The following is a 20,061-nucleotide window of genomic DNA, read 5'->3' as shown; positions in this document are numbered from 1 at the left end:
CGAGCGGACTGTAGGAGCGGACCCTCGGGGGATCAACAGGGCGCTGTTGGCAGCGCCCTCCAAAGGCGGCGGGGAACGGGCCCGGCGTGCGATCTGCGGAGTCGGCGGGTCAGAGGTCGAGCGTCAGCGCCTCGCCGGCGGTCCGCGACACGCAGACGCACATCAGCTGCTGCTCCGTCTTCTGCGCGTCGGTGAGCACCTCGTCGCGATGCTCGGGCGTGCCGGCGACGACACGCGTCGCGCAGGTGCCGCAGTTCCCGATGCGACACGACGCCGGCACCCGCACGCCCTGCGCCTCCGCGGCCTCGAGGATGGACCGGTTGGCGGGGACGACGATGTCCCTGCCGCTGCGGACGAGGTGGACGACGAACGCGCGGTCGTCGGGCCTGGCGGTGTCGACGCTGAATTTCTCGAAGTGCACGCGTCCGGTGGGGACGCCGGCGGATGCGGCCGCCGCCGAGACGGCGTCGATCAGGCGGGACGGGCCGCAGACATAGACGTGATCGGACTCGCCGAGGGCGAGCATCAGCGTCGCGACATCGAGGCGATCGCCCGCGTCCTTCGCATGCACCGTGACGCGATCGCCGAATGCCTCGATCAGCTGACCGAGGAACGGTGCCTCCGCGCGGGATCGGACCGCGTAATGCAGCTCGAAGGCCTCGCCCCGCGCGGCGAGCGCGTGGGCCATCGCCTTGATCGGCGTGATGCCGATGCCGCCGGCGATCAGGACGGCCTTGTGTGGCACGTCCACCAGCGCGAACGCGTTGCTCGGCAGCCCGCAGTTCAGACGGACACCGAGCGCGAAGTCCTGATGCCCGGCCGCCGACCCGCCCTTGCCCTCGGGTTCGTGCAGCACGGCGATCTCGTAGGCATCGGTACGATGCGGGCTCGACGCGATCGAGTAGCTGCGCGTCGACAGCGTGCCGTCGGCCAGCCGCACCGGCACATCGAGGTGGGCGCCCGCGACGACCGCCGGCAGCGAAGAGCCGTCGGCGGATCGCAGCTCATACGCGCGGACCGACGGCGTCAGCTGACGCACGCCGCTGATCGTCAGCGCGAGCGGGCCGTCGCCGAGCGCGAGCGGCTCAACCGGCCTGGCGGGCTCCGCACTCGCGGCGATGGCCGCCTTGGCTTCGCTCAACTGCGTCTTCAGCTTCTGCACCTGCGCGCGCATCGGCGCCATCAGCGTCGCGACCTCGGCCTCCGTGAAGCGCGGCGTGATGTGCTGCGGGCAGTTCCAGTCCCAGCCTTCGATGCGGATGAGGAAGGCGCGCTCGACCGTCGCGCCGTAGGCCGGGTCGCTCACGGCGGCGATCGCCGCGTCGCCCTGCGCGCTGTCGCCCGCCTCGACCAGCTCCACGCGACCGAGCAGCTTCAGCCGGCGGCGATTCGGATAGTCGACGACGATCATCGAGATCCGATCGTCCTTCCGCAGATTGCCCACGCTCAGATACTGCACGTTGCCGCGGAAGTCCGCGAAGCCGATCGTCTTCGCGTCCAGCACCTTGAGGAAGCCCTTCGGACCGCCGCGATGCTGCACGTAGGGCCAGCCGGTCTCGCTGACGGTGGCCTGGAAGAAGTGATCGGCGTCGGTGAGGAACTGCGACTCGCGCGGCGTCAGCACATCGCCGCGGTCGCTCATCGTGTCGAGGAACGCGTACTGCTCGCGACTCCCTCTCTCCGACTGGACCTCGCGGACTGTCGGCGTGAACGTGATGTCGGAATAGGCGCGTCCCATGATGAGCTCCCGATGAGGATGACGATGACGACGGCTGTCGCGGTGGAGGGGGCGGTGGCGGTGGCGATGGCGATGACGGCGGCAACGGCGCCGGCCGTGGCCGACGTTCCGCGCGAGCGGCGCCGCTTACGCCGCCGCCGGCAGTTCGAGCTTCACGCTCGGGAAGTCGATCTCGACCAGGCTGGCCTTGCCCAGGATGTTGGTCAGGAAGTTCATGCCGACGTGCGTGATGATCTCGACGATCTGCGCCTCGTCGACACCGGCGGCGCGGACCTGGGTCAGCTCCAGCGCGGAGATCTCGCCGCGCTTCTCCATCAGGCTCTGCGCAAACTTCAGGATCGCGGCCGAGGTGTCGTCGTCGCTGGTGCCGGCGCGGGCGGCGGCGATCTCTTCGGCGGACAGCCCCGTCTTGCGGCCGATCGCCGTGTGCGCCGACACGCAATACTGGCAGCCGTTCTGCTGCGCCAGCGCCAGCGCGATGCGCTCACGGTCCAGCGGATCGAGGCTGCCACCGTTGGCGACGCCGTACAGGCCGAGGAAGGCCTGCAGCGCCGTGGTCGAATTGGCGAAGACCTTGAGAAAGTTGGGGACCATGCCAAGCTGGCCCTGGATCGCGTCCAGCAGCGCCTTCTGCTCGGGCGTGGCGGTGGACGACTCGACGACGTGGATGCGGCTCATGGAAGTTCTCCGGTGGGTTGAAGGTGAACGAATGGTGGCCTTCATGCCCCGCGGAGAGAATCGGCGCGCCGGGGAAATGACTCTTTCTGGATCAGAAACGATATGGACAAGCTCGATGCCATGGCGATCTTCGTGGCCGTCGTCCAGGACGGCGGCTTCTCCGCGGCGGCGCGGCGGCTCGGCGTGTCCGCGCCGGTCGTCACGCGCGCGGTGAGCGAGCTCGAGGCCGCGATGAACGTGCGGCTGCTGGTACGCACGACGCGCGTCGTCAAGGTCACCGAGGTCGGCGAGCGCTATGCGCAGGACTGCCGCCGGGTGCTCGGTGAGTTGCAGGACATCGAGCAGGCAGCCAGCGGATCCCACGGCGCGGTGCGCGGGAAACTCGTCGTCAGCGCGTCGGTGATGTATGGGCGGCTCAAGCTCAACGAGGTCGTGCTCGACTACCTGAAGCGTTATCCGGAGACCGAGGTCGAGTGCCGCTTCCTCGATCGCAACGTCAACCTGCTCAACGAGGACGTCGATGTCGCGATCCGCATCGGCGACCTGCCCGATGCGTCCTTCCATGCGACACCGCTCGCGACGGTGCGGCGCGTGGTGTGCGCGTCGCCGGCCTATCTCAAGCAGAACGGGACGCCGAAACAGCCGACGGATCTCGCGAAGCACACAGTGATCTCGGCGCTCGGCGTGGAGCCGGGAACGGAATGGAAATTCCGCGAGGGGTCAGGTGTTGACGCACCGAGCGTCGCGGTCGCCGTGCGGGCGCGGCTGGCCACCAACAGCAACGACCATGCGATCCTGGCCGCGACTGAAGGACTCGGGATCACGCGCGTGCTGTCTTACATGGTCGACACGCAACTCGCGTCCGGCGAACTCGTGGAGGTGCTCGCGAAGTTCGCGCCACCGGCCGTGCCCGTGCAAGCGCTGCAGCATCAAGGGCTGCGGGCGTCGCGCAAGGTGCGGGCGTTCATCGATCTGGCGGTGGAACGCTTGCGGCGCTGATCACGGGAGCGATTGCGCAAGGCTTGGCGCGGGAATGACTGCGCAACGCCAAGCGCGGGCTCTCCACGGGGCATGGGGGATCCCTCCAGGACCCCCAAGCCCCATTCCGGCCCCAGTGAGGCCCAGGCATGCGGGCCTTGGCATCTGCATCTGTCGCGGGGGGCGGGGGGCGGGATCAGGTCAGCAGCACACGGCGGCCGAGCGCGGCGAGGGGACGCTCGACGACGCGCTGCACGCCGGGCCGCAGCAGCAGCGGCTTCAGCGTCATGCGCACGGCCAGGCCCATCGGCAGATTCGCACTGACGAGTTGGATGGCGTCCTTCGTCAATTGCTCGGCATTGGCGATGGGCGCGGGCCCGCCGTCCACACCGCCGGTGCGCAGGCGCCCGTTGACCGCGTGCCTCAACGCGATCGAAGCGTCTTCCTTACGCAGTTCCAACGCGCGACGCACAAGCGCGGCCAGCACCTGTCCGCGGTGAAGGCCCTCGATCTCGCGGTACTTGCGGAAGAAGGCGAAGAAGTTCTTGTAGTGCTGCACCTCGTCGCAGCGGATGCGCCAGAACAGGTCGCGCAGCACAGGCTCGTCCGTGGCCTCGTGCAAGGCCTGGTAGTAGGTCGTCGTGCCCATCTCGACGATGCAGCGCGCCACCATCTCCTGGCCGCGCGTGGGCTCGAGCTCGTCCATGGTGCACAGCCGCGCGTACTCCTCGAAGAAGCCGGCATAGGCCGATTCCCAGTCGAAACCCGGCCACACGTGCCGCACATAGGCCTTCAGCGCGGCACCGTGCTGCAGTTCCTCCGGCTCCCAGTGGTCGCGCAGCCAGGCGCCGACCTCGGCATCGTCGGCGAAATGCTCGATCAGGTTGCGCGTGTACATGTCGCTGCCGCTCTCGATGAACGAGGCGCTGCAGACCAGCAGGAAGAGCGCATCGTGCTCGCGCACGCGCGCAGGCTCGATGCGGGAGAGGTCCAGGTCTTGCAGGGACCAGCGGGTCGGTGACATGGGGGCGATCATGGCGCGACCTGCGGCAATCGGTGTGCGTGCAATTCGAGAACACCCAGGATCCATGGGGCATTGCAGCCCTTCATCGTTGTTTCAAGGGGTATGAGGAAGAGCACCGACACCGTCAGGCCTCAGAATGTGTCGGTCCACCCTCCCCCTCGATGCCCAAACGCTCGTCCACCGCCGCCCTGCGCAAGGCCTGGAACAAGGGCCTGCGCGCCGTGACGGGCCAGGTCATGCGCGCGGCGACCAAGGCCGCCCGCAGCGCCGCGCCTGATGTGATGCCCGGCCTGAAGAAGACGCCGCCGCATCCATCGCCCGGTCTCGGGGACTGGCTGTCCGGGCTGGCAACCGCGCGGGCGGGCATGCGGCGCTTCAAGCTGTTCCGGCCCGCGGGCCTCACGCCGGGCGAACGCCCGCCGCTGATCGTGATGCTGCACGGCTGCGGCCAGGATCCGGCCGGCTTCGCGCGCAGCACGCGGATGAACCGGCTCGCGGCGCGTGAGCGCTTGCTGGTGCTTTATCCGGAGCAGAGCCGGCTCGCCAATCCGCAGCGCTGCTGGAACTGGTTCGACACCGAGTCCGGTCGCGCGCAGGGGGAGGCCGCGCTGATCCTCGCCGCCATCGATCAGGTCTGTGCACTCCACGGCGCCGATCGCGAGCGCGTCGCGCTGGTGGGGCTGTCCGCCGGCGCGGGCATGGCCGCCTTGCTGGCGACACTGCATCCGGAGCGCTTCCGCGCCATCGCGATGCATTCGGGCGTACCTCCGGGACTGGCGAGCTCAGCAACGACGGCGCTGCGTGCCATGCGCGGCCAGGCGGAGGCAGCCGCGGTGGACGGCGGTGCGACCTGGCCGCCGTTGCTCGTCATCCAAGGCAATCAGGACCGCATCGTGGCGACGCCGAATGCGTTCGAGGCCGCGCGCCAGTGGGCACTGGCCGCCGGAGCGGCGACGGTGCAGGACCGTCGGGTGCAACGCGGCAAGCGGCTGCCGATGACGATCGTCGACTTCAAGCGCGGAAGCGCCGTCGCGGCGACGCTCGTCGAGATCGACGGCCTCGCGCATGCCTGGAGCGGCGGGCCCGCGAAGGAGCCGTTCAGCGATCCCAACGGCCCGGACGCGACGGCGATGATCTGGCGCTTCATCGCGAAGCGCTTCGCGTCCCCGCGCTGAGTGCGCGGGGACGGCCCGCTCAGGCCTGAAGCGCGCTTGCCGCGATCAGCTCACGCCATTGCTGCTGCTGTTCGGCGAACTGTCGCCACGCCTCGTCCGCCAGCGCCTGGTGGCGGTCCGCGTCCGCCGTCTCGCCGAGCAGCTGGAAGGTCTGCGCCAGCCGGCTGTGCGTGATCGCGCGGTCGTCGAGCTCGCAATCGGGATCGAGCTCGATCTCGGCCTCGCGCGCCTGATGCAGCGCGTGCTCGTGCTGTCCGAGGTTGGCCCGGCACCAGGCCAGGTCCGACAGCAGGCTGCTGCCCAGGCGCTCCAGCCCCAACGACATCGCCTGCGGCAGATGCTCCTCGTAGAGGCGTCTGGCCTCGTCGAAACCGCCCTGCATCGTCAGCACCTGCGCGCGCAGCACCGGCGTGAGCTCCGCCATCATCTGCGCGCCGACCGCCTCGTCGAAGTGGTGCATCGAGTCCACCGTCAGCAGCAGTTCGGGACCGCGCGGCGCCAGGCCCGACAGGCTCTCGCGCCGCAGCTGCGACGCGCGCATGCCGGCCATGTTGAACATCAGCGCGGACAGCGACGCGTCGTCCCCCTCGACCGACGCGTGACGCCGCGCGCGGATGTACCAGCGCTGCGCGGCTTCGATGTCGCCGGCGTAATGCCAGCCCACGCCCATCGCCATGGCCACGCGCGCCAGCGCCACGTTGTGCTCGGGCAGCGCCTCGTCGAGACAGCGCTTCGCATGCTCGACCAGCGCCGCGGGGTCGTGGCGGATGAAGGCCAGCTGCGCCAGCCAGGCCGAGGCCAGCACGCGCACCTCGACCAGCGCGGGCGTGGTGCCGGCGATCGTGTGCGCCCGCTGGATGCGGTCCCAGGCCTGCTGCGCGACGAAGCCGTTGTAGTAGCTCATCAGGCCTTCGGCCATGTGCAGCCAGGCCCCGATCTCCGGATGCGGGTGCTGGAAGGAGAGCTGATGCAGCGCCGTCAGCGCCTCGCGCGCCTCGGCCACGGCGCCGTGCCGCGCCAGCAGCATCGCGCGCTTGGCCCGCGCGGCCGCCGAGGCCATCGGCGAGGTCGCGGCGGCGATGTCCTTCTCCAGCTGCTTCAGCAGCCGGGACTTGATCACCTGGGGGGCGGCGGCGGCGGAAGGCGGGGCTGAAGCGTCGTGCATGCCGGCCTCAGCGTGTCAGCCGTTCGAGCGCTTCCTGGTACTTCGCGGACGTGTTGACGATCACGTCCTCGGGCAGCGCCGGCGGCGGCGCGACCTTGCCCCAGGGCTGGCCGTCCACGGTCGCCTGCTCCAGCCAGTCGCGCAGGAACTGCTTGTCGTAGCTCGGCGGGTTGCTGCCGACCGCGTAGCTTTCCGCCGGCCAGTAGCGCGAGGAATCGGGCGTCAGCACCTCGTCCATCAGCGTCAGGGTGCCGTCGGCGTCGAGGCCGAACTCGAACTTGGTGTCCGCGATGATGATGCCCTTGGTCAGCGCAATGTCCGCGGCGCGCTGGTACAGCCGGATCGCGATGTCGCGCACGCGCTCGGCCATCTCGCGGCCGATGATCTGCGCGCAGCGCTCGAAATCGATGTTCTCGTCGTGGTCGCCCATCTCCGCCTTGGTCGCGGGCGTGAAGATCGGCTGCGGCAGCTTGCTGGCGTTCTGCAGGCCGGCGGGCAGCTCGACACCGCAGACCTTGCCGCTGGCCTTGTATTCGGACCAGCCGCTGCCGGCCAGGTACCCGCGCACCACCGCCTCGATCGGCAGCGGCTTCAGGCGCTTGACCAGCATCGCGCGGTCGCGGACCTGCGCCTTCTCGGCCTCCGTCACCACCGACAGCGGATCGTCGCCGGTCAGGTGGTTGGGAACGATGCCGTCCAGCTTGTCGAACCAGAACAGCGCCATCTTCGTCAGCAGCGCGCCCTTGCCCGGGATGGGCTCGCTCATGATGACGTCGAAGGCCGAGATGCGGTCCGACGCGATCATCAGGATGCGGTCTTCGCCGACCGCGTAGTTCTCGCGCACCTTGCCGCGTGCGATGAGAGGAAGGGAGGTGATCGACGAGGTGTGCAGGGCGGCGGTCATGGGTGTGCAGTCGGTCGGAACAGCAAAGCGAGGATTCTAGAGGCGGCGTGGGAACCCCACCCGCCCCAGGGCGCCGCCGTCATCCGCTTTCATGCGCTTCAGATCGACGTGAATCCGACGTAGCGCGACACGAAGCGCGCCTTCCCCTCGCGCTCGAAGCGCGCCTCGTCCCAATCGCCGTCGTCCAGCGACGCGACAAGCGCCGGCTTGAACAGGTAGGTCCAGGCCCGCCGCCAACTGCCGTCGGCCAGCGTCACCAGCACCTCGTGGCGTTCGTAGTCGTCGCCCTCGAAGCGGTCCAGCCGCTCCCACGCGGCGTCGGGCACGTCGAGGTAGAGCCGGCCGACGACATGGTGGCCGGTCGCCGGGATCATCGCGGGGTAGTCGTGACCGCGGACCGGATGGCGCGCGTGGTCGGCCAGCGTGGCCGATACGGGCGTCGCGGCCGGCTCGGCGTCGGGCCCGCAGACGCGGGCCATGATGTCCGGCCACATCAGCGTGCCGTAGGTGAAAGCGTGCGCCATGGCCGGGCTCCCGAAAGACGAGGGCGGATGTGAAAGGACCGGCGCGAGGCCGGTCCGGTTCGGTTCAACGCGCTTGCGTCAGGCGCTTACTGGACGACCTGCGCCAGCTCGCCGCGCTCGTAGGCGGCGGCCACGTCGACCAGACTGCGCGGCTTGATCTTCGGGGCCTGGCCTTCGCAGCCGAACTCCAGGTAACGCGCCTTGCAGACCAGCTTGGCGGCCTCGCGGGCCGGCTTCAGCCATTCGCGGGCGTCGAACTTGTCCGGGTTCTCGAACAGGAACTTGCGCACCGCGCCGGTCATCGCCAGACGGATGTCGGTGTCGATGTTGATCTTGCGCACGCCGTGCTTGATCGCTTCCTGGATCTCCTCGACGGGCACGCCGAAGGTCTCCTTCATCTGGCCGCCATACTGGTTGATGATCGCCAGCAGTTCCTGCGGCACGCTCGACGAGCCGTGCATCACCAGATGGGTGTTGGGGATGCGCTTGTGGATCTCCTTGACCCGCGAGATCGCCAGGATGTCGCCGGTGGGCTTGCGCGAGAACTTGTAGGCGCCATGGCTGGTGCCGATGGCGATGGCCAGCGCGTCCAGCTGCGTCGCCTTGACGAAGACCGCGGCCTCTTCCGGGTCGGTCAGCATCTGGCTGTGGTCCAGCTTGACGTCGGCGCCGATGCCGTCTTCCTCGCCCGCGTCGCCGGTTTCCAGGTTGCCCAGGCAGCCCAGTTCGCCCTCGACGGTGACGCCGACCTTGTGCGCCATCTCGACGACGCGGCGGGTCACGTCCACGTTGTAGTCGAAGCTGGCCGGCGTCTTGCCGTCGTCCATCAGCGAGCCGTCCATCATCACCGAGCCGAAGCCCAGGTTGATCGCGCCTTCGCAGATCTTCGGGCTGGTGCCGTGGTCCTGGTGCATCACCAGCGGGATGTGCGGGTAGGCCTCGACCGCGGCCTGGATCAGGTGCTTGATGAAGGCTTCACCAGCGTACTTCCGGGCGCCGGCGCTGGCTTGCAGGATCACCGGGGCGCCGACCTCGTCGGCGGCGGCCATCACGGCCTGCACCTGCTCCAGGTTGTTGACGTTGAACGCTGGAATGCCGTAGCCCTGTTCGGCTGCGTGATCCAGCAGCTGGCGCATCGAGACGAGTGCCATGAGAGTTCTCCGAGATAGTGAAAAATCCTGGGCCGCGGGCCAGCGCCGAACCTCGCCGTAACCGCGCCGTAACTGGTCGGGATTCTAGCCAGCCCCCATGACCGGCTCTGTAACGAACCTGGGGCTCCCCCTGAACTGGTGCCATACCAGCACCCGTCAGGGCCGCCGGCGCCACCGTCCCGGGGGCTGTCGCGGGCGCAGACCGCATCTGCGCAAGCGCACTCCCCCCGGACAGGGGTCTGTGCGCTTGCGCGGCGGCGGAAGCGGCCGGTAGGCTGTCGCCCGGGCGTCCCGCCCCGTCGGAGCAAGCGCCGTGCCTTGCCCCGCCGCCGGCGGCGAGGACCGCCCGCGCGACCGCCGCTTCCAGGAACTTCATGACCCGCCTCGCGATCGATCAGCTGACGCTCTGGATCACCGCCGCCGCCAATGAGCACTCGCTCGACCTCCCCGCCTTCGTCGAAGAACGCACCGGGGCCAGCCACCGCGCCACGTTGGCCGCGCTGCGCCGGCTGGTCGACGCCCACTGGCTGACGCGCTCCGGCACCGCCCGCCGGCCGGTGTTCGGACCCGGCGCGCTGCGGCAGGTGGCGCGCAGCTACACGCTGCACGGCCTGATGGAGGACGTGGTCTGGCAGCGCGACTACGCGCCCCATTTCGCGCTGCCGCGCCACGTCGCGCGGATGATCCAGCACGGCTTCACCGAGCTGGTGAACAACGCCATCGACCACAGCGGCGGGACCAGCGTCACCGTGTCGCTGCGCCAGACGCCGACGCACGCGCAGCTGCTGGTGTCGGACGACGGCTGCGGCGTCTTCGACAAGATCCGCGACACCTATGAGCTGACCGATGCGCGCCACGCGATGCTGGAGCTCAGCAAGGGCCGGCTGACGACGCAGCCGCAGGCGCACACCGGGCGCGGGCTGTTCTTCAGCTCGCAGTTGGCGGACGTCTTCGACATCCACGCCAACGGCAAGGCGTTCCAGCGCCGCGCCTGGGAAGGCAACGCGTGGAAGGACGGCAAGGGCCTGCCGCGCCAGGGCAGCTCGATCTACATGGCGATGTCGCTGGACAGCACGCGCACGCTGGAGCAGGTGCTCGAGCAGTGGAGCGTCGACGGCACCGGCATCGCCTTCGACCAGACGCGGGTGATGCTGAACCTGGTGGTCGTCGCGGGGCAGATGCTGGACTCGCGCGCCCAGGCCAGGCGCGTGGCGGCGCGGCTGCCGCAGTTCAAGCGGGCGGAGGTGGACTTCGACGGCGTCACCGATGTGGGCCACGCCTTCGCGGACGAGCTGTTCCGCGTCTTCGCGCGCGCGCACCAGGAAGTGGAACTCGTGCCCCTGAACATGACACCGCGCATCGCCGCGCTGGTGCAGGCCGCGCGCAACGCCTGAGGCCGGCCACAACGCCGCGGGCGCCGCTTCGCCGTCGCCGCGGCGTCCAGTCCGCCGTCCAGGAACCGCGCTCAGAGATCGCTGTCGACCAAGGCCTGGATCGCGGCTCGCCTGCGGGCGATCGCCTCGTCCAGACGCGGCAGCAATGCGGCGGGTTCGCTGCCCTTGGCGGCGCCGAACAGGATGCCCTCTTCCACCACAGGCTTGGGCAGGACCAGGAACTGCGCCCCATTGCGCAGCGCGCGCAGCCGCCGCTCCAGCGCGGCAGCGCTGCCGCGGTGGGTCGCGAGCATCGCGTCGCAGCGCCCCGCCGTCAGCATGCGCACGCGGCCCCCGAGATCGTTGCCGCCGCCCTCGACGCGGAACAGCTGCTGCTGGCGCGCCTCCTCGAACGCGGCGCCGTAGGTCGAGCCGCGCGGCACGCACAGCGCGCGGCCGCGCAGGTCTTCGAGCTTGTCGAACCGGATCGGCTTCGCCTTCGGCACGACCAGCCAGCCGCGGCTCACGAAGGCCGGCTGGCTGTACGCGAACAGCCTGTCCCGCGCAGGGCTGCGCGACAGCCCGAAGACCAGGTGCTGACCGAGTTGCGCGCCCAGCAGCGCGCGCGGCCAGGGCAGCAGCAGCAATTCCCATTGCAGGTCGGCCGCCTCGGCGATCTGCTTGAGCAGCGGCAGGACGAAGGGCTTGTGCGTCTGCTCGCTGATCGCGAGCCGGACCGGCTCCCGGCCGTCCACGACGACCCCTGGAGCGGCATCGGCGCCGGCACCGCCGACGCCGCCCGCGCCACCTTGCGCGAGCACGGTCCCGACCGTCATCGTCGCGCCGGCGCCGACGATCAGGAGATCGCGGCGGCGCAGCGGGGTCACGGCGCGGCTCCGGATGTCCGCTGCCCCGTCAACCGACGCGGCAGACCTTCAGCATGTTGGTGCCGCCCGGGTAGCCCATCGGCTCGCCGCAGGTGATCGCATAGGTGTCGCCGGGCATCAGCACGCCGCGTTCGATCAGCAGGTCCTCGGCAGCCTTGAGCGCCTCGTCGCGATCGTTGAAGTTGGGCATCAGCAGCGGCGTCACATTGCGGTACAGCGCCATCTTGCGCAGCGTCAGGACCTGCGAGGTCAACGCGTAGATCGGCACGTGGATGCGGTGGCGGCTCATCCACAGCGCCGTGGAGCCGGACTCCGTCAGCGCCACGATCGCCTTGCAGCCCAGGTGGTGCGCGGTGAACAGCGCGCCCATCGCGATCGACTGGTCGATGCGGCCGAACTGGCGGTTCGCGAAGTCGGTGTCCAGCGTCACGAACTCGGCGTTCTCCGCCTCCAGCGCGATCGCGGCCATCTGCTGGATGGTCTCGACGGGGAAGCGGCCGGCGGCCGTCTCGGCGCTCAGCATCACGGCATCGGTGCCGTCGAGCACGGCGTTGGCGACGTCGGACACCTCGGCGCGAGTCGGCACCGGGTTCACGATCATCGACTCCATCATCTGCGTCGCGGTGATGCAGACCTTGTCGAGCTCCAGCGCCATCTTGATCATGCGCTTCTGCAGCGCGGGCACGGCGGCGTTGCCGACTTCCACGGCCAGGTCGCCGCGGGCGACCATGATGCCGTCGGAGGCCTTCAGGATCGCTTCCAGGTGCGGGATCGCTTCGTAGCGCTCGATCTTGGCGATCATCCCCGGCTTGTGGCGGAAAGGCTCGCCGGCGACATTGGCCAGTTGGCGGGCCATTTCCATGTCGGTGGCGTTCTTGGGGAAGCTCACCGCCAGGTACTCGCACTGGAAGGACATCGCGGTCTTGATGTCCTCCATGTCCTTGCCGGTCAGCGCAGGCGCCGTCAGGCCGCCGCCCTGCTTGTTGATGCCCTTGTTGTTGGACAGCTCGCCGCCCTGCTTGACGACGGTGTGCACCTGCGAGCCGCGCACCGCCTCGACCGTCAGCACCAGCAGGCCGTCGTTGAGCAGCAGCGTGTCGCCGGGCTTCACGTCGCGCGGCAGCTCCTTGTAGTCCAGGCCCACGACCATCTCGTTGCCAGGCTCGGTGCGGTCAGCGTCGAGCACGAAGGGCGTACCGTTCACCAGCTCGATCTTGCCGTTCTCGAACTTGCCGACACGGATCTTCGGACCCTGCAGGTCGGCCATGATCGCGACCTGCCGGCCAGCCCGCGCCGCCACCTCGCGCACCATGCGGGCACGGTCGATGTGATCCTGCGCCTTGCCGTGCGAGAAGTTCAGCCGCACCACGTCGACGCCGGCCTGGATCATTTTTTCCAGGACCTCGGGCGACGACGAAGCAGGACCGAGGGTGGCGACGATCTTGGTGGCACGGGACATGTCTTGTCTCTGTCTGAAATTTAGTTACAGCGGTCGATTATGAGCCGCAAGAACGACCTCGGAACAGTTTCCACGAGTTACGACACAGTTTCCAACGGCATCGGTCGCTGGGACCGAGCCTGGGTCGCCAAGACCGAGCCTCGGTGGCATGACCACCCCCCGCGACTCGGCACTCGCGAGGGGCGCCCAACTCGGTCCGCTCACCTTCGGCTCGCTGCCCTCAGACAGTCTGCGCCCAGTCAGTCATGGAAGCGCGCTCCGCGCGCCCTCGCTCAGCCTCCTCGCCGGGGGTGGCCATGCCACCTCCATGCAAGGATCAGATCAGGCCTTCGCGGCCTTGACGTCGGCCACCGCCAGCGCCGTCATGTTGACGATGCGGCGCACCGTCGCCGACGGGGTCAGGATGTGCACCGGACGCTTGGCGCCCAGCAGGATCGGACCCACCGTGACGCCCTGGCCGCCGACAACCTTCAGCACGTTGAACAGGATGTTCGCGGCGTCGAGCGTCGGCAGCACCAGCAGATTGGCGGAGCCGGAGAGCGTCGATTCGGGCAGGAAGTTGTTGCGCACGTCCTCGGACAGCGCCGCGTCGCCGTGCATTTCGCCGTCGCATTCGATGTTCGGGTAGGCGGCGGCGAACAGGTCGCGGGCGCGACGCATCTTGACCGCCGACGCGCGCTTGCTGCTGCCGAACATCGAGTGCGACAGGAACGCCACCTTCGGCGGCAGGCCGAAGCGCTGCAGTTCCTCGGCGGCCTGCCAGGCGATGTCGGCAAGCTGCTCGGCGGTCGGATCCTCGTTGACGAAGGTGTCGGCGATGAAGAGCGTGCGCTGCTCCAGCATCAGCGCGTTCATCGTCGCGAAGTTGGAAACCTCCGGCTTCAGACCGATCAGGTTCTGGATGTGCTCCAGGTGCGAGTCGAAGCGACCCACCGTGCCGCAGATCATGGCGTCGGCATCGCCGAGCTGGATCGCGAGTGCGCCGATCGTCGTGTTGGAGCGGCGCACCGCCGACTTGGCCATCTCCGGCGTGAAGCCGTTGCGGCCCATGACCTGGTGGTAGGCCTCCCAGTACTGGCGGAAGCGGTGGTCGTTCTCAGGGTCGATCACCAGGGCATCCTCGCCCAGCTTGATCCGCAGGCCGGCGCGCTTCAGGCGCATCGCGATGACTTCGGGGCGGCCGATCAGCGTGGGCTTGGCCAGGCCTTCGTCGAGCGCCACCTGCACGGCGCGCAGCACGCGTTCATCCTCGCCCTCGGCGTAGATGACGCGGGCCGGATGGGCCTTCGCCTCGGCGAAGACCGGGCGCATGAACATGCCGGTCTGGTAGACGAAGCGCGAGAGCTGCTCGCGGTAGGCGGCCATGTCCTTGATCGGACGCGTGGCGACGCCGGACTCCTCGGCCGCCTTGGCCACCGCCGGCGCGATGCGAAGGATCAGACGGCTGTCGAAGGGCTTGGGGATGATGTAGTCGGGACCGAAGGCCAGGTCTTGCCCCGCGTAGGCGGCGGCGACTTCCGGCGGCGTCTCGGCCTTGGCCAGCTCGGCGATCTCGCGCACGCAGGCGAGCTTCATCGCCTCGGTGATCTTGGTCGCGCCGCAGTCCAGCGCGCCGCGGAAGATGTACGGGAAGCACAGGACGTTGTTGACCTGGTTCGGATAGTCCGAGCGGCCGGTCGCGACGATGCAATCGGGGCGCGCTTCCTTCGCGAGCTCGGGACGGATCTCCGGCTCGGGGTTGGCCAGCGCCAGGATGATGGGCTGACGCGCCATGGTCTTGACCATCTCGGCGGTCAGCACGCCGGCGGCCGAGCAGCCCAGGAACACGTCCGCGTCCTTGACGACGTCGGCCAGCGTGCGCGCCGACGTGATCTGGCAGTAGCGGCGCTTGGACTCGTCGAGCTTGCCGGCGTCGGCGCGCTCGCTTTGGACCACGCCCTTGGAGTCGACGACGAAGACGTTCTCGCGCTTCACGCCCAGGCCGACCATCACGTCCAGGCAGGCGATGGCCGCGGCGCCGGCGCCCGACACCGCCACCTTCACCGCGCCGATGTCCTTGCCGACGAGCTCCAGGCCGTTGAGCAGCGCCGCGCTCGAGATGATCGCGGTGCCGTGCTGGTCGTCGTGGAAGACGGGGATGTTCATCCGCGCGCTCAGCTGCTTCTCGATGTAGAAGCACTCGGGCGCCTTGATGTCCTCGAGGTTGATGCCGCCCAGCGTGGGCTCCATCGCCGCGATGATCTCGACCAGCTTGTCCGGGTCGCGCTCGGCGAGCTCGATGTCGAAGACGTCGATGCCGGCAAACTTCTTGAACAGGCAGCCCTTGCCTTCCATCACCGGCTTGGCGGCCAGCGGGCCGATGTCGCCCAGGCCCAGCACCGCGGTGCCGTTGGTGATGACGCCCACCAGGTTGCCGCGCGAGGTGAAGTCCGCGGCCAGCGACGGGTCGCGCTCGATGTCGAGGCAGGGATAGGCGACGCCCGGCGAATAGGCCAGCGACAGGTCGCGCTGGTTGGCGAGCGGCTTGGTCGGCGTGACGGCGATCTTGCCGCGCGTCGGGAAGCGGTGGTAGTCCCGCGCCGCCTCGCGCAGTGCGGCCTCGGCCGGGCTCAGGTCGAGGTCGTCGTTCTTGTCGGTCATGCAAATCTCCGTCGCGATGAATGAGGCCCGGCGCCCTGTCGTCGTCGGTCTTCGCGGCGCGACATCGCGCCTTCGTAACCGCCCGGTAATGGGGCCTGGGGGGCGCAAAGCTTAATCCTCCGGCTCCGGCGGCGCGATGAATTCAGCTTTAACTCCCATGCAAAGATGGCAATCGCCGATGCGCGCAGTGGAATCCGCATCGGGATTTGCCCGCAAGTGGGAACAACCTCCCTGGATCCGCCCGCAAGTGCCGCCACCGGGCATCGATCACGGCGTGCGAAGAACGTGCTCACTAGAATGCGCCCCGCTGTCGACTACCTCTTCCGAGCTTCCGCCGTGCCTGCCTCCCGTCCCGCCTCTCCTCGTCCCGCTTGTTCTCGTCCCGCCTTTCCGCGTCGTGCCTTGCTGCGACTCACCGCCGCCCTCCCCGTCACCCTCGCCTTCGGCGCACCGCGGGTCCTGTTCGCGCAGACCGCTGCGCTGGCGGGGGCCGGGGCCTCGTTCCCCTCGCTGGTCTACGGCCGTTGGGCCTCGGCCTACGAGAAGGCCAAGGGTCAGGCCGTGAGCTACAAGCCGACCGGCTCGGGCGACGGCGTCAAGCAGATCACCGCGCGCGGCGTGGCCTTCGGCGGCAGCGACTCGCCACTGACCGCGGAGGAACTGGCCAAGCGCAAGCTCGTGCAGATCCCGATGCTGGTCGGCGGCATCGTGCCGGTGGTCAACCTGCCGGGCGTGCCGGAGGGCCGCCTGCAACTCACCGGCGACCTGCTCGCCGAGCTGATGATGGGCCGCATCGCGAAGTGGAACGACGGCCGCATCGCCGCGCTGAATCCGGGTGTCGCGTTGCCGGCGCTGCCGGTCAAGCGCATCGTGCGGGTCGACAAGTCCGGCACGACCGAGGGCTACACGCGCTACCTGGCCGCCGTGTCGCCGGCCTTCGCGAAAGACATCGGCGTGAACGCGCAGCCGAAGTGGCCCGGCGACGTCGAAGCCGCCGAAGGCAACGACGGCATGGCCAAGGCGCTGAAGGCGGCGCCCGGCACGATCGCGTACGTCAGCTACGACCGCGTGCAGCGCGACAAGCTCAACGGCGTGCGCCTGCGCAATGCCGCCGGCCAGTGGGTGGCGGCGGGCGAGAGCGGCTTCAAGTCGGCGATCGCCAACAGCGATCTCTCGCGCAAGGGCGACGACCTGGCTTCGCTGATGGACCGCGACGGCGCGGAGAGCTGGCCCATCACGATGACCAGCTTCATCCTGATCGACGCGACGCCCGCGACCAGCGCCGGCGCGGCGCCGGTGATGAGCTTCCTGTACTGGTGCTTCATGCACGGCGACGACCTGACACGCGGCACCGGCTTCGCGCCGCTGCCAGTGGCACTGCAGTCGAAGCTGGCCGCACGCTTCGCGGCCGTCAAGCCGGCCGACGGGAAGCTGCCGGCGTATCTGGGGATCTGAAGCCTCAACCCTTCAGGCGCGGCGTCACATCGACACGCGCCTGCAATTCAGGCGGCAGTCCCTCGGTAATGTAGCTGAAGCGCGGCATCCAGTCGCGTCCTGCGGGCAGCACGAATCCCATCGTCAATGCCAAGGTCGTCGCGACCTGCTCGAGAGTGAGCTTCATCGCGATCATCCGCTCGGGATCGACGCGCAACACGACGGCCACGGTCGGCGGCTCGACCGGCACGTCGAAGAGCCACGCCTGCACGATGGCCGGGTTGACCGACACCGCCCGACGGAGCGCCTCGATCTGCGACGGCGCGAGATCGCAAGGCTGAACCTGTCCGTGCTCGATCGCCGCCTGGGCCGCGGCTTGCCGGCGATGGAGACGACGCCAGGCTGCGTCGTCCGACGGCTCCGGCAACTCCGGCAGTTGCGGCAGCACGGGCCGGCCGTCCGCGTCGAGCCCGACCAGCGCCTCGTGCGCCATCGCCCAGCTCAAGCGCTCGCCGACGCCCGCCCACGGCCCTCGAGCCTGGCAGAGTTCCGGCCAGACGCCGTCCAGCCAATGGGCGGCGGCGCTCTCTTCCCAGGCGGGAGGCCGCAACTCGATCGACTCTCCGACCACGCCGAGCGCCTCCATCCGTTGGCGGTGCGGCGGATGGCTTCCCTGCGGCTGGCGATGGCGCAGCGCTTCGGCGATTTCCTCTGGCGTCGGTGGATGCGCCAGCAGCTCCTGCGCTGCGTGGTCCGCCCACTGCGCGGGTGGCTCTGCGCTCGCGCGCAGCGCATCCACGTCCAGCGAGGTGGACGCCTTGCCCTGGCGCATCACGGCAATCTCGATCAACAGCAGCGCACGCGCCAACGCCTCCGGCGACGCCCACTGCGCCGCGAGCGCGTCCGCTTCAAATTCGCAGCGTCGTGAATGCGCCTCGGAGGCGCGACTGAACCACGGAAGGAAGAGCTCCGCGAAGTTCGCGCCGGCGCGATCCCACGGGCTGCTGTCGTCCTCGTCCTCGCGAACGCTCGCGGCCCAGGCGGTCCAGGCCGCACGCGTGCGATAGAGCCAGTGCCCAAGCCGCCCATGCCGACGCGAGAAGTGCCCCAGCTCATGCGCAATGACCGCCTCCGCCGCGGCGGTATCCAGCAGGCGCAGCAGCGGCAGGCCGAGGATCAGCACGCGCCGGGTCGGCCGCAGCGAAACGCCGCGATGTTCCTCCAGCGCGCCCGCGTTGATGCTGTTGTCGATCGCGATGGCATGGAGACGCGGAGCCCCGATGGCATCGGTCATCTCGTCGACGCGGGCGTAGAGCCGCGGCGCCTGCTCGCGCGTCAGGCGGTGCGGCGACCCGTGCCAGCTCGGCTGCGCCAGCCAGGCCATCAGCACGAATGCCAACACGCCAGCGCCCCAGAAGAGCCAGTTGTCGAACACGGCGGCCGGCGCCAGGGTCACCAGCGCCGCTGGCACGAGCAGCATCAGCTGGTGGAAGAACGAGGCCGCCAGCGCGATCAGCGCCAGCCAGACCGGCGCGATGCCGGTCTCCGCACCGCGCACCGCAGGCGTCGTGCCGTCGATGTCGCTCATGATCCTCCTCCCTCTGCGCCCGTGTCCTGCGTGGGACCGGGTCGAAGAAAAGGGCGCTCGACGGCGCCCTCGATGCTCAGCCGCCGCGCGGCTTCAGCCCTGCGCGCGCTTGGCCAGGATCTCGAACGCGGGCAGCGTCTTGCCTTCCAGCACTTCGAGGAAGGCGCCGCCGCCGGTGGAGATGTAGCCCACCTGGTCTTCGATGCCGTACTTGGCGATCGCCGCGAGCGTGTCGCCGCCGCCGGCGATCGAGAACGCTTCCGACGCCGCGATGGCGCGCGCGATGGTCTCGGTGCCGTGGGCGAAGGCGTCGAACTCGAACACGCCGACCGGGCCGTTCCACACGACCGTGCCGGCCGCCTTCAGTTGCTCGGCCAGCAGGGCCGCCGTCTTCGGGCCGATGTCCAGGATCAGGTCGTCGTCGGCGACGTCGGTCGCGGCCTTCACCGTGGCCGGCGCATCGGCGGCGAAGGTCTTGGCCGTCACCACGTCCACCGGGATCGGCACCGCGGCGCCGCGCGCCTTCATCGACTCGATCACGGCCTTGGCTTCGCCGACCAGGTCGGGCTCGGCCAGCGACTTGCCGATCTTCAGGCCGGCCGCCAGCAGGAAGGTGTTGGCGATGCCGCCGCCGACGATCAGGCCGTCGACGTTCTTCGACAGCGACTGCAGGATGGTCAGCTTGGTCGACACCTTGGAGCCCGCCACGATCGCCACCAGCGGACGCTTCGGATTGGCCAGCGCCTTGCTGATCGCGTCGATCTCGGCCGCCAGCAGCGGGCCGGCGCAGGCGATCTTCGCGAACTGTGCGATGCCGTAGGTCGAGGCCTCCGCGCGATGCGCGGTGCCGAAGGCGTCGTGCACGAAGATGTCGCACAGCGCAGCCATCTTCTTGGCCAGCTCTTCGCTGTTCTTCTTCTCGCCCTTGTTGACGCGGCAGTTCTCGAGCAGCACGACCTGACCCGGCTTCACGTCAACGCCGTCGACCCAGTTCGCGACCAGCGGCACGTCGCGGCCGAGCAGTTCGCCCATCCGCTTGGCGACCGGCGCCAGCGAATCCTCGGGCTTGAATTCGCCCTCGGTCGGACGGCCCAGGTGCGAGGTGACCATCACCGCCGCGCCGGCCTTCAGCGCCATCTCGATCGCGGGGATGGAGGCGCGGACGCGGGTGTCTTCGGTGATCTGGCCGGCATCGTTGAGCGGCACATTCAGGTCGGCGCGGATGAACACGCGCTGGTCGGCCACCTTGCCGGCGGCGATCAGATCGGCGAAACGCTGGACGTTCGGCAGGACGTTCATGGGATGAGCTTCGAGTAGTTGGAAAGCGGTGCGCCGAGGTGCTC

16 protein-coding genes are annotated in these 20,061 nt (G+C 69.3%); 4 read left to right on the top strand and 12 right to left on the bottom strand.

Going from position 1 to position 20,061, the window contains the following annotated elements; all coding sequences use genetic code 11:
* Nucleotides 1-109: 109 nt before the first annotated feature.
* Together AC07PR_RS27905 and AC07PR_RS27900 are read right to left on the bottom strand one after the other, a co-directional pair.
* Nucleotides 110-1,738: a 2Fe-2S iron-sulfur cluster-binding protein gene (locus AC07PR_RS27905; RefSeq protein ID WP_495137188.1), complete on the bottom strand. Its 1,629-nt coding sequence runs from the start codon at nt 1,736-1,738 to the stop codon at nt 110-112.
* A gap of 126 nt (nt 1,739-1,864) precedes the next feature.
* Complete coding sequence (locus AC07PR_RS27900) at nt 1,865-2,416, bottom strand: carboxymuconolactone decarboxylase family protein (protein ID WP_377158028.1); 552 nt, start codon at nt 2,414-2,416, stop codon at nt 1,865-1,867.
* 102 nt (nt 2,417-2,518) lie between these two features.
* Here AC07PR_RS27900 and AC07PR_RS27895 point away from each other — a divergent pair, with 102 nt between their 5' ends.
* A complete protein-coding gene (locus AC07PR_RS27895) occupies nt 2,519-3,415 on the top strand; it encodes a LysR family transcriptional regulator (protein ID WP_495137187.1) in 897 nt (298 codons plus the stop codon).
* 175 nt (nt 3,416-3,590) lie between these two features.
* Here AC07PR_RS27895 and AC07PR_RS27890 read toward each other — a convergent pair whose 3' ends face one another.
* Nucleotides 3,591-4,418 (bottom strand): ferritin-like domain-containing protein, encoded by an 828-nt coding sequence (locus AC07PR_RS27890; protein ID WP_483108678.1) that lies wholly within the window; start codon nt 4,416-4,418, stop codon nt 3,591-3,593.
* Between the two features lie 161 nt (nt 4,419-4,579).
* On the opposite strand from AC07PR_RS27890, the gene AC07PR_RS27885 reads away from it, so the two are divergent.
* Nucleotides 4,580-5,593, top strand: a complete 1,014-nt coding sequence (locus tag AC07PR_RS27885; RefSeq protein ID WP_495137186.1) for an extracellular catalytic domain type 1 short-chain-length polyhydroxyalkanoate depolymerase — start codon at nt 4,580-4,582, stop codon at nt 5,591-5,593.
* A gap of 19 nt (nt 5,594-5,612) precedes the next feature.
* On the opposite strand, the gene AC07PR_RS27880 is transcribed toward AC07PR_RS27885, so the two are convergent.
* From AC07PR_RS27880 to fba, 4 genes are all read right to left on the bottom strand, one after another.
* On the bottom strand, nt 5,613-6,758 hold the full coding sequence (locus AC07PR_RS27880) for a hypothetical protein (protein ID WP_495137185.1): 1,146 nt from the start codon (nt 6,756-6,758) through the stop codon (nt 5,613-5,615).
* Nucleotides 6,759-6,765: 7 nt separating this feature from the next.
* Nucleotides 6,766-7,662 (bottom strand): phosphoribosylaminoimidazolesuccinocarboxamide synthase, encoded by an 897-nt coding sequence (locus AC07PR_RS27875; protein ID WP_495137184.1) that lies wholly within the window; start codon nt 7,660-7,662, stop codon nt 6,766-6,768.
* A 98-nt stretch (nt 7,663-7,760) separates the two neighbouring features.
* Entirely contained in the window at nt 7,761-8,186 is a 426-nt protein-coding gene (locus AC07PR_RS27870; RefSeq protein ID WP_377158037.1) for a gamma-glutamylcyclotransferase family protein, read from the bottom strand.
* A gap of 86 nt (nt 8,187-8,272) precedes the next feature.
* The gene (gene fba, locus AC07PR_RS27865; protein ID WP_377158039.1) at nt 8,273-9,337 is read right to left on the bottom strand and encodes a class II fructose-bisphosphate aldolase; all 1,065 of its coding nucleotides are present in this window, start codon (nt 9,335-9,337) and stop codon (nt 8,273-8,275) included.
* A 374-nt stretch (nt 9,338-9,711) separates the two neighbouring features.
* On the opposite strand from fba, the gene AC07PR_RS27860 reads away from it, so the two are divergent.
* Nucleotides 9,712-10,731: an ATP-binding protein gene (locus AC07PR_RS27860; RefSeq protein WP_431101440.1), complete on the top strand. Its 1,020-nt coding sequence runs from the start codon at nt 9,712-9,714 to the stop codon at nt 10,729-10,731.
* Nucleotides 10,732-10,802: 71 nt separating this feature from the next.
* Here the strand turns inward: AC07PR_RS27860 and AC07PR_RS27855 are convergent, their stop codons facing one another.
* From AC07PR_RS27855 to AC07PR_RS27845, 3 genes are all read right to left on the bottom strand, one after another.
* Nucleotides 10,803-11,597 carry a substrate-binding periplasmic protein gene (locus AC07PR_RS27855; protein ID WP_495137183.1) on the bottom strand — a complete coding sequence of 265 codons (795 nt, stop codon included), beginning with the start codon at nt 11,595-11,597 and terminating at the stop codon, nt 10,803-10,805.
* 28 nt (nt 11,598-11,625) lie between these two features.
* A complete protein-coding gene (gene pyk / locus AC07PR_RS27850; RefSeq protein ID WP_431101438.1) occupies nt 11,626-13,056 on the bottom strand; it encodes a pyruvate kinase in 1,431 nt (476 codons plus the stop codon).
* Nucleotides 13,057-13,377: 321 nt separating this feature from the next.
* Nucleotides 13,378-15,696, bottom strand: coding sequence for an NADP-dependent malic enzyme (locus tag AC07PR_RS27845; RefSeq protein ID WP_377158045.1), 2,319 nt, complete (start codon nt 15,694-15,696; stop codon nt 13,378-13,380).
* A gap of 402 nt (nt 15,697-16,098) precedes the next feature.
* Here AC07PR_RS27845 and pstS point away from each other — a divergent pair, with 402 nt between their 5' ends.
* A complete protein-coding gene (gene pstS, locus AC07PR_RS27840) occupies nt 16,099-17,151 on the top strand; it encodes a phosphate ABC transporter substrate-binding protein PstS (protein WP_495137182.1) in 1,053 nt (350 codons plus the stop codon).
* Nucleotides 17,152-17,155: 4 nt separating this feature from the next.
* On the opposite strand, the gene AC07PR_RS27835 is transcribed toward pstS, so the two are convergent.
* Both AC07PR_RS27835 and AC07PR_RS27830 read right to left on the bottom strand, forming a co-directional pair.
* On the bottom strand, nt 17,156-18,718 hold the full coding sequence (locus tag AC07PR_RS27835; RefSeq protein ID WP_495137181.1) for a M48 family metallopeptidase: 1,563 nt from the start codon (nt 18,716-18,718) through the stop codon (nt 17,156-17,158).
* A 93-nt stretch (nt 18,719-18,811) separates the two neighbouring features.
* Nucleotides 18,812-20,017: a phosphoglycerate kinase gene (locus tag AC07PR_RS27830; protein ID WP_495137180.1), complete on the bottom strand. Its 1,206-nt coding sequence runs from the start codon at nt 20,015-20,017 to the stop codon at nt 18,812-18,814.
* Nucleotides 20,018-20,061 lie beyond the last annotated feature (44 nt).

This window comes from Roseateles sp. GW821-FHT09H11, assembly GCF_059415845.1.
The sequence above is the reverse complement of the archived record's forward strand: the minus strand, read 5'-3'. Positions and strand labels throughout refer to the sequence as shown.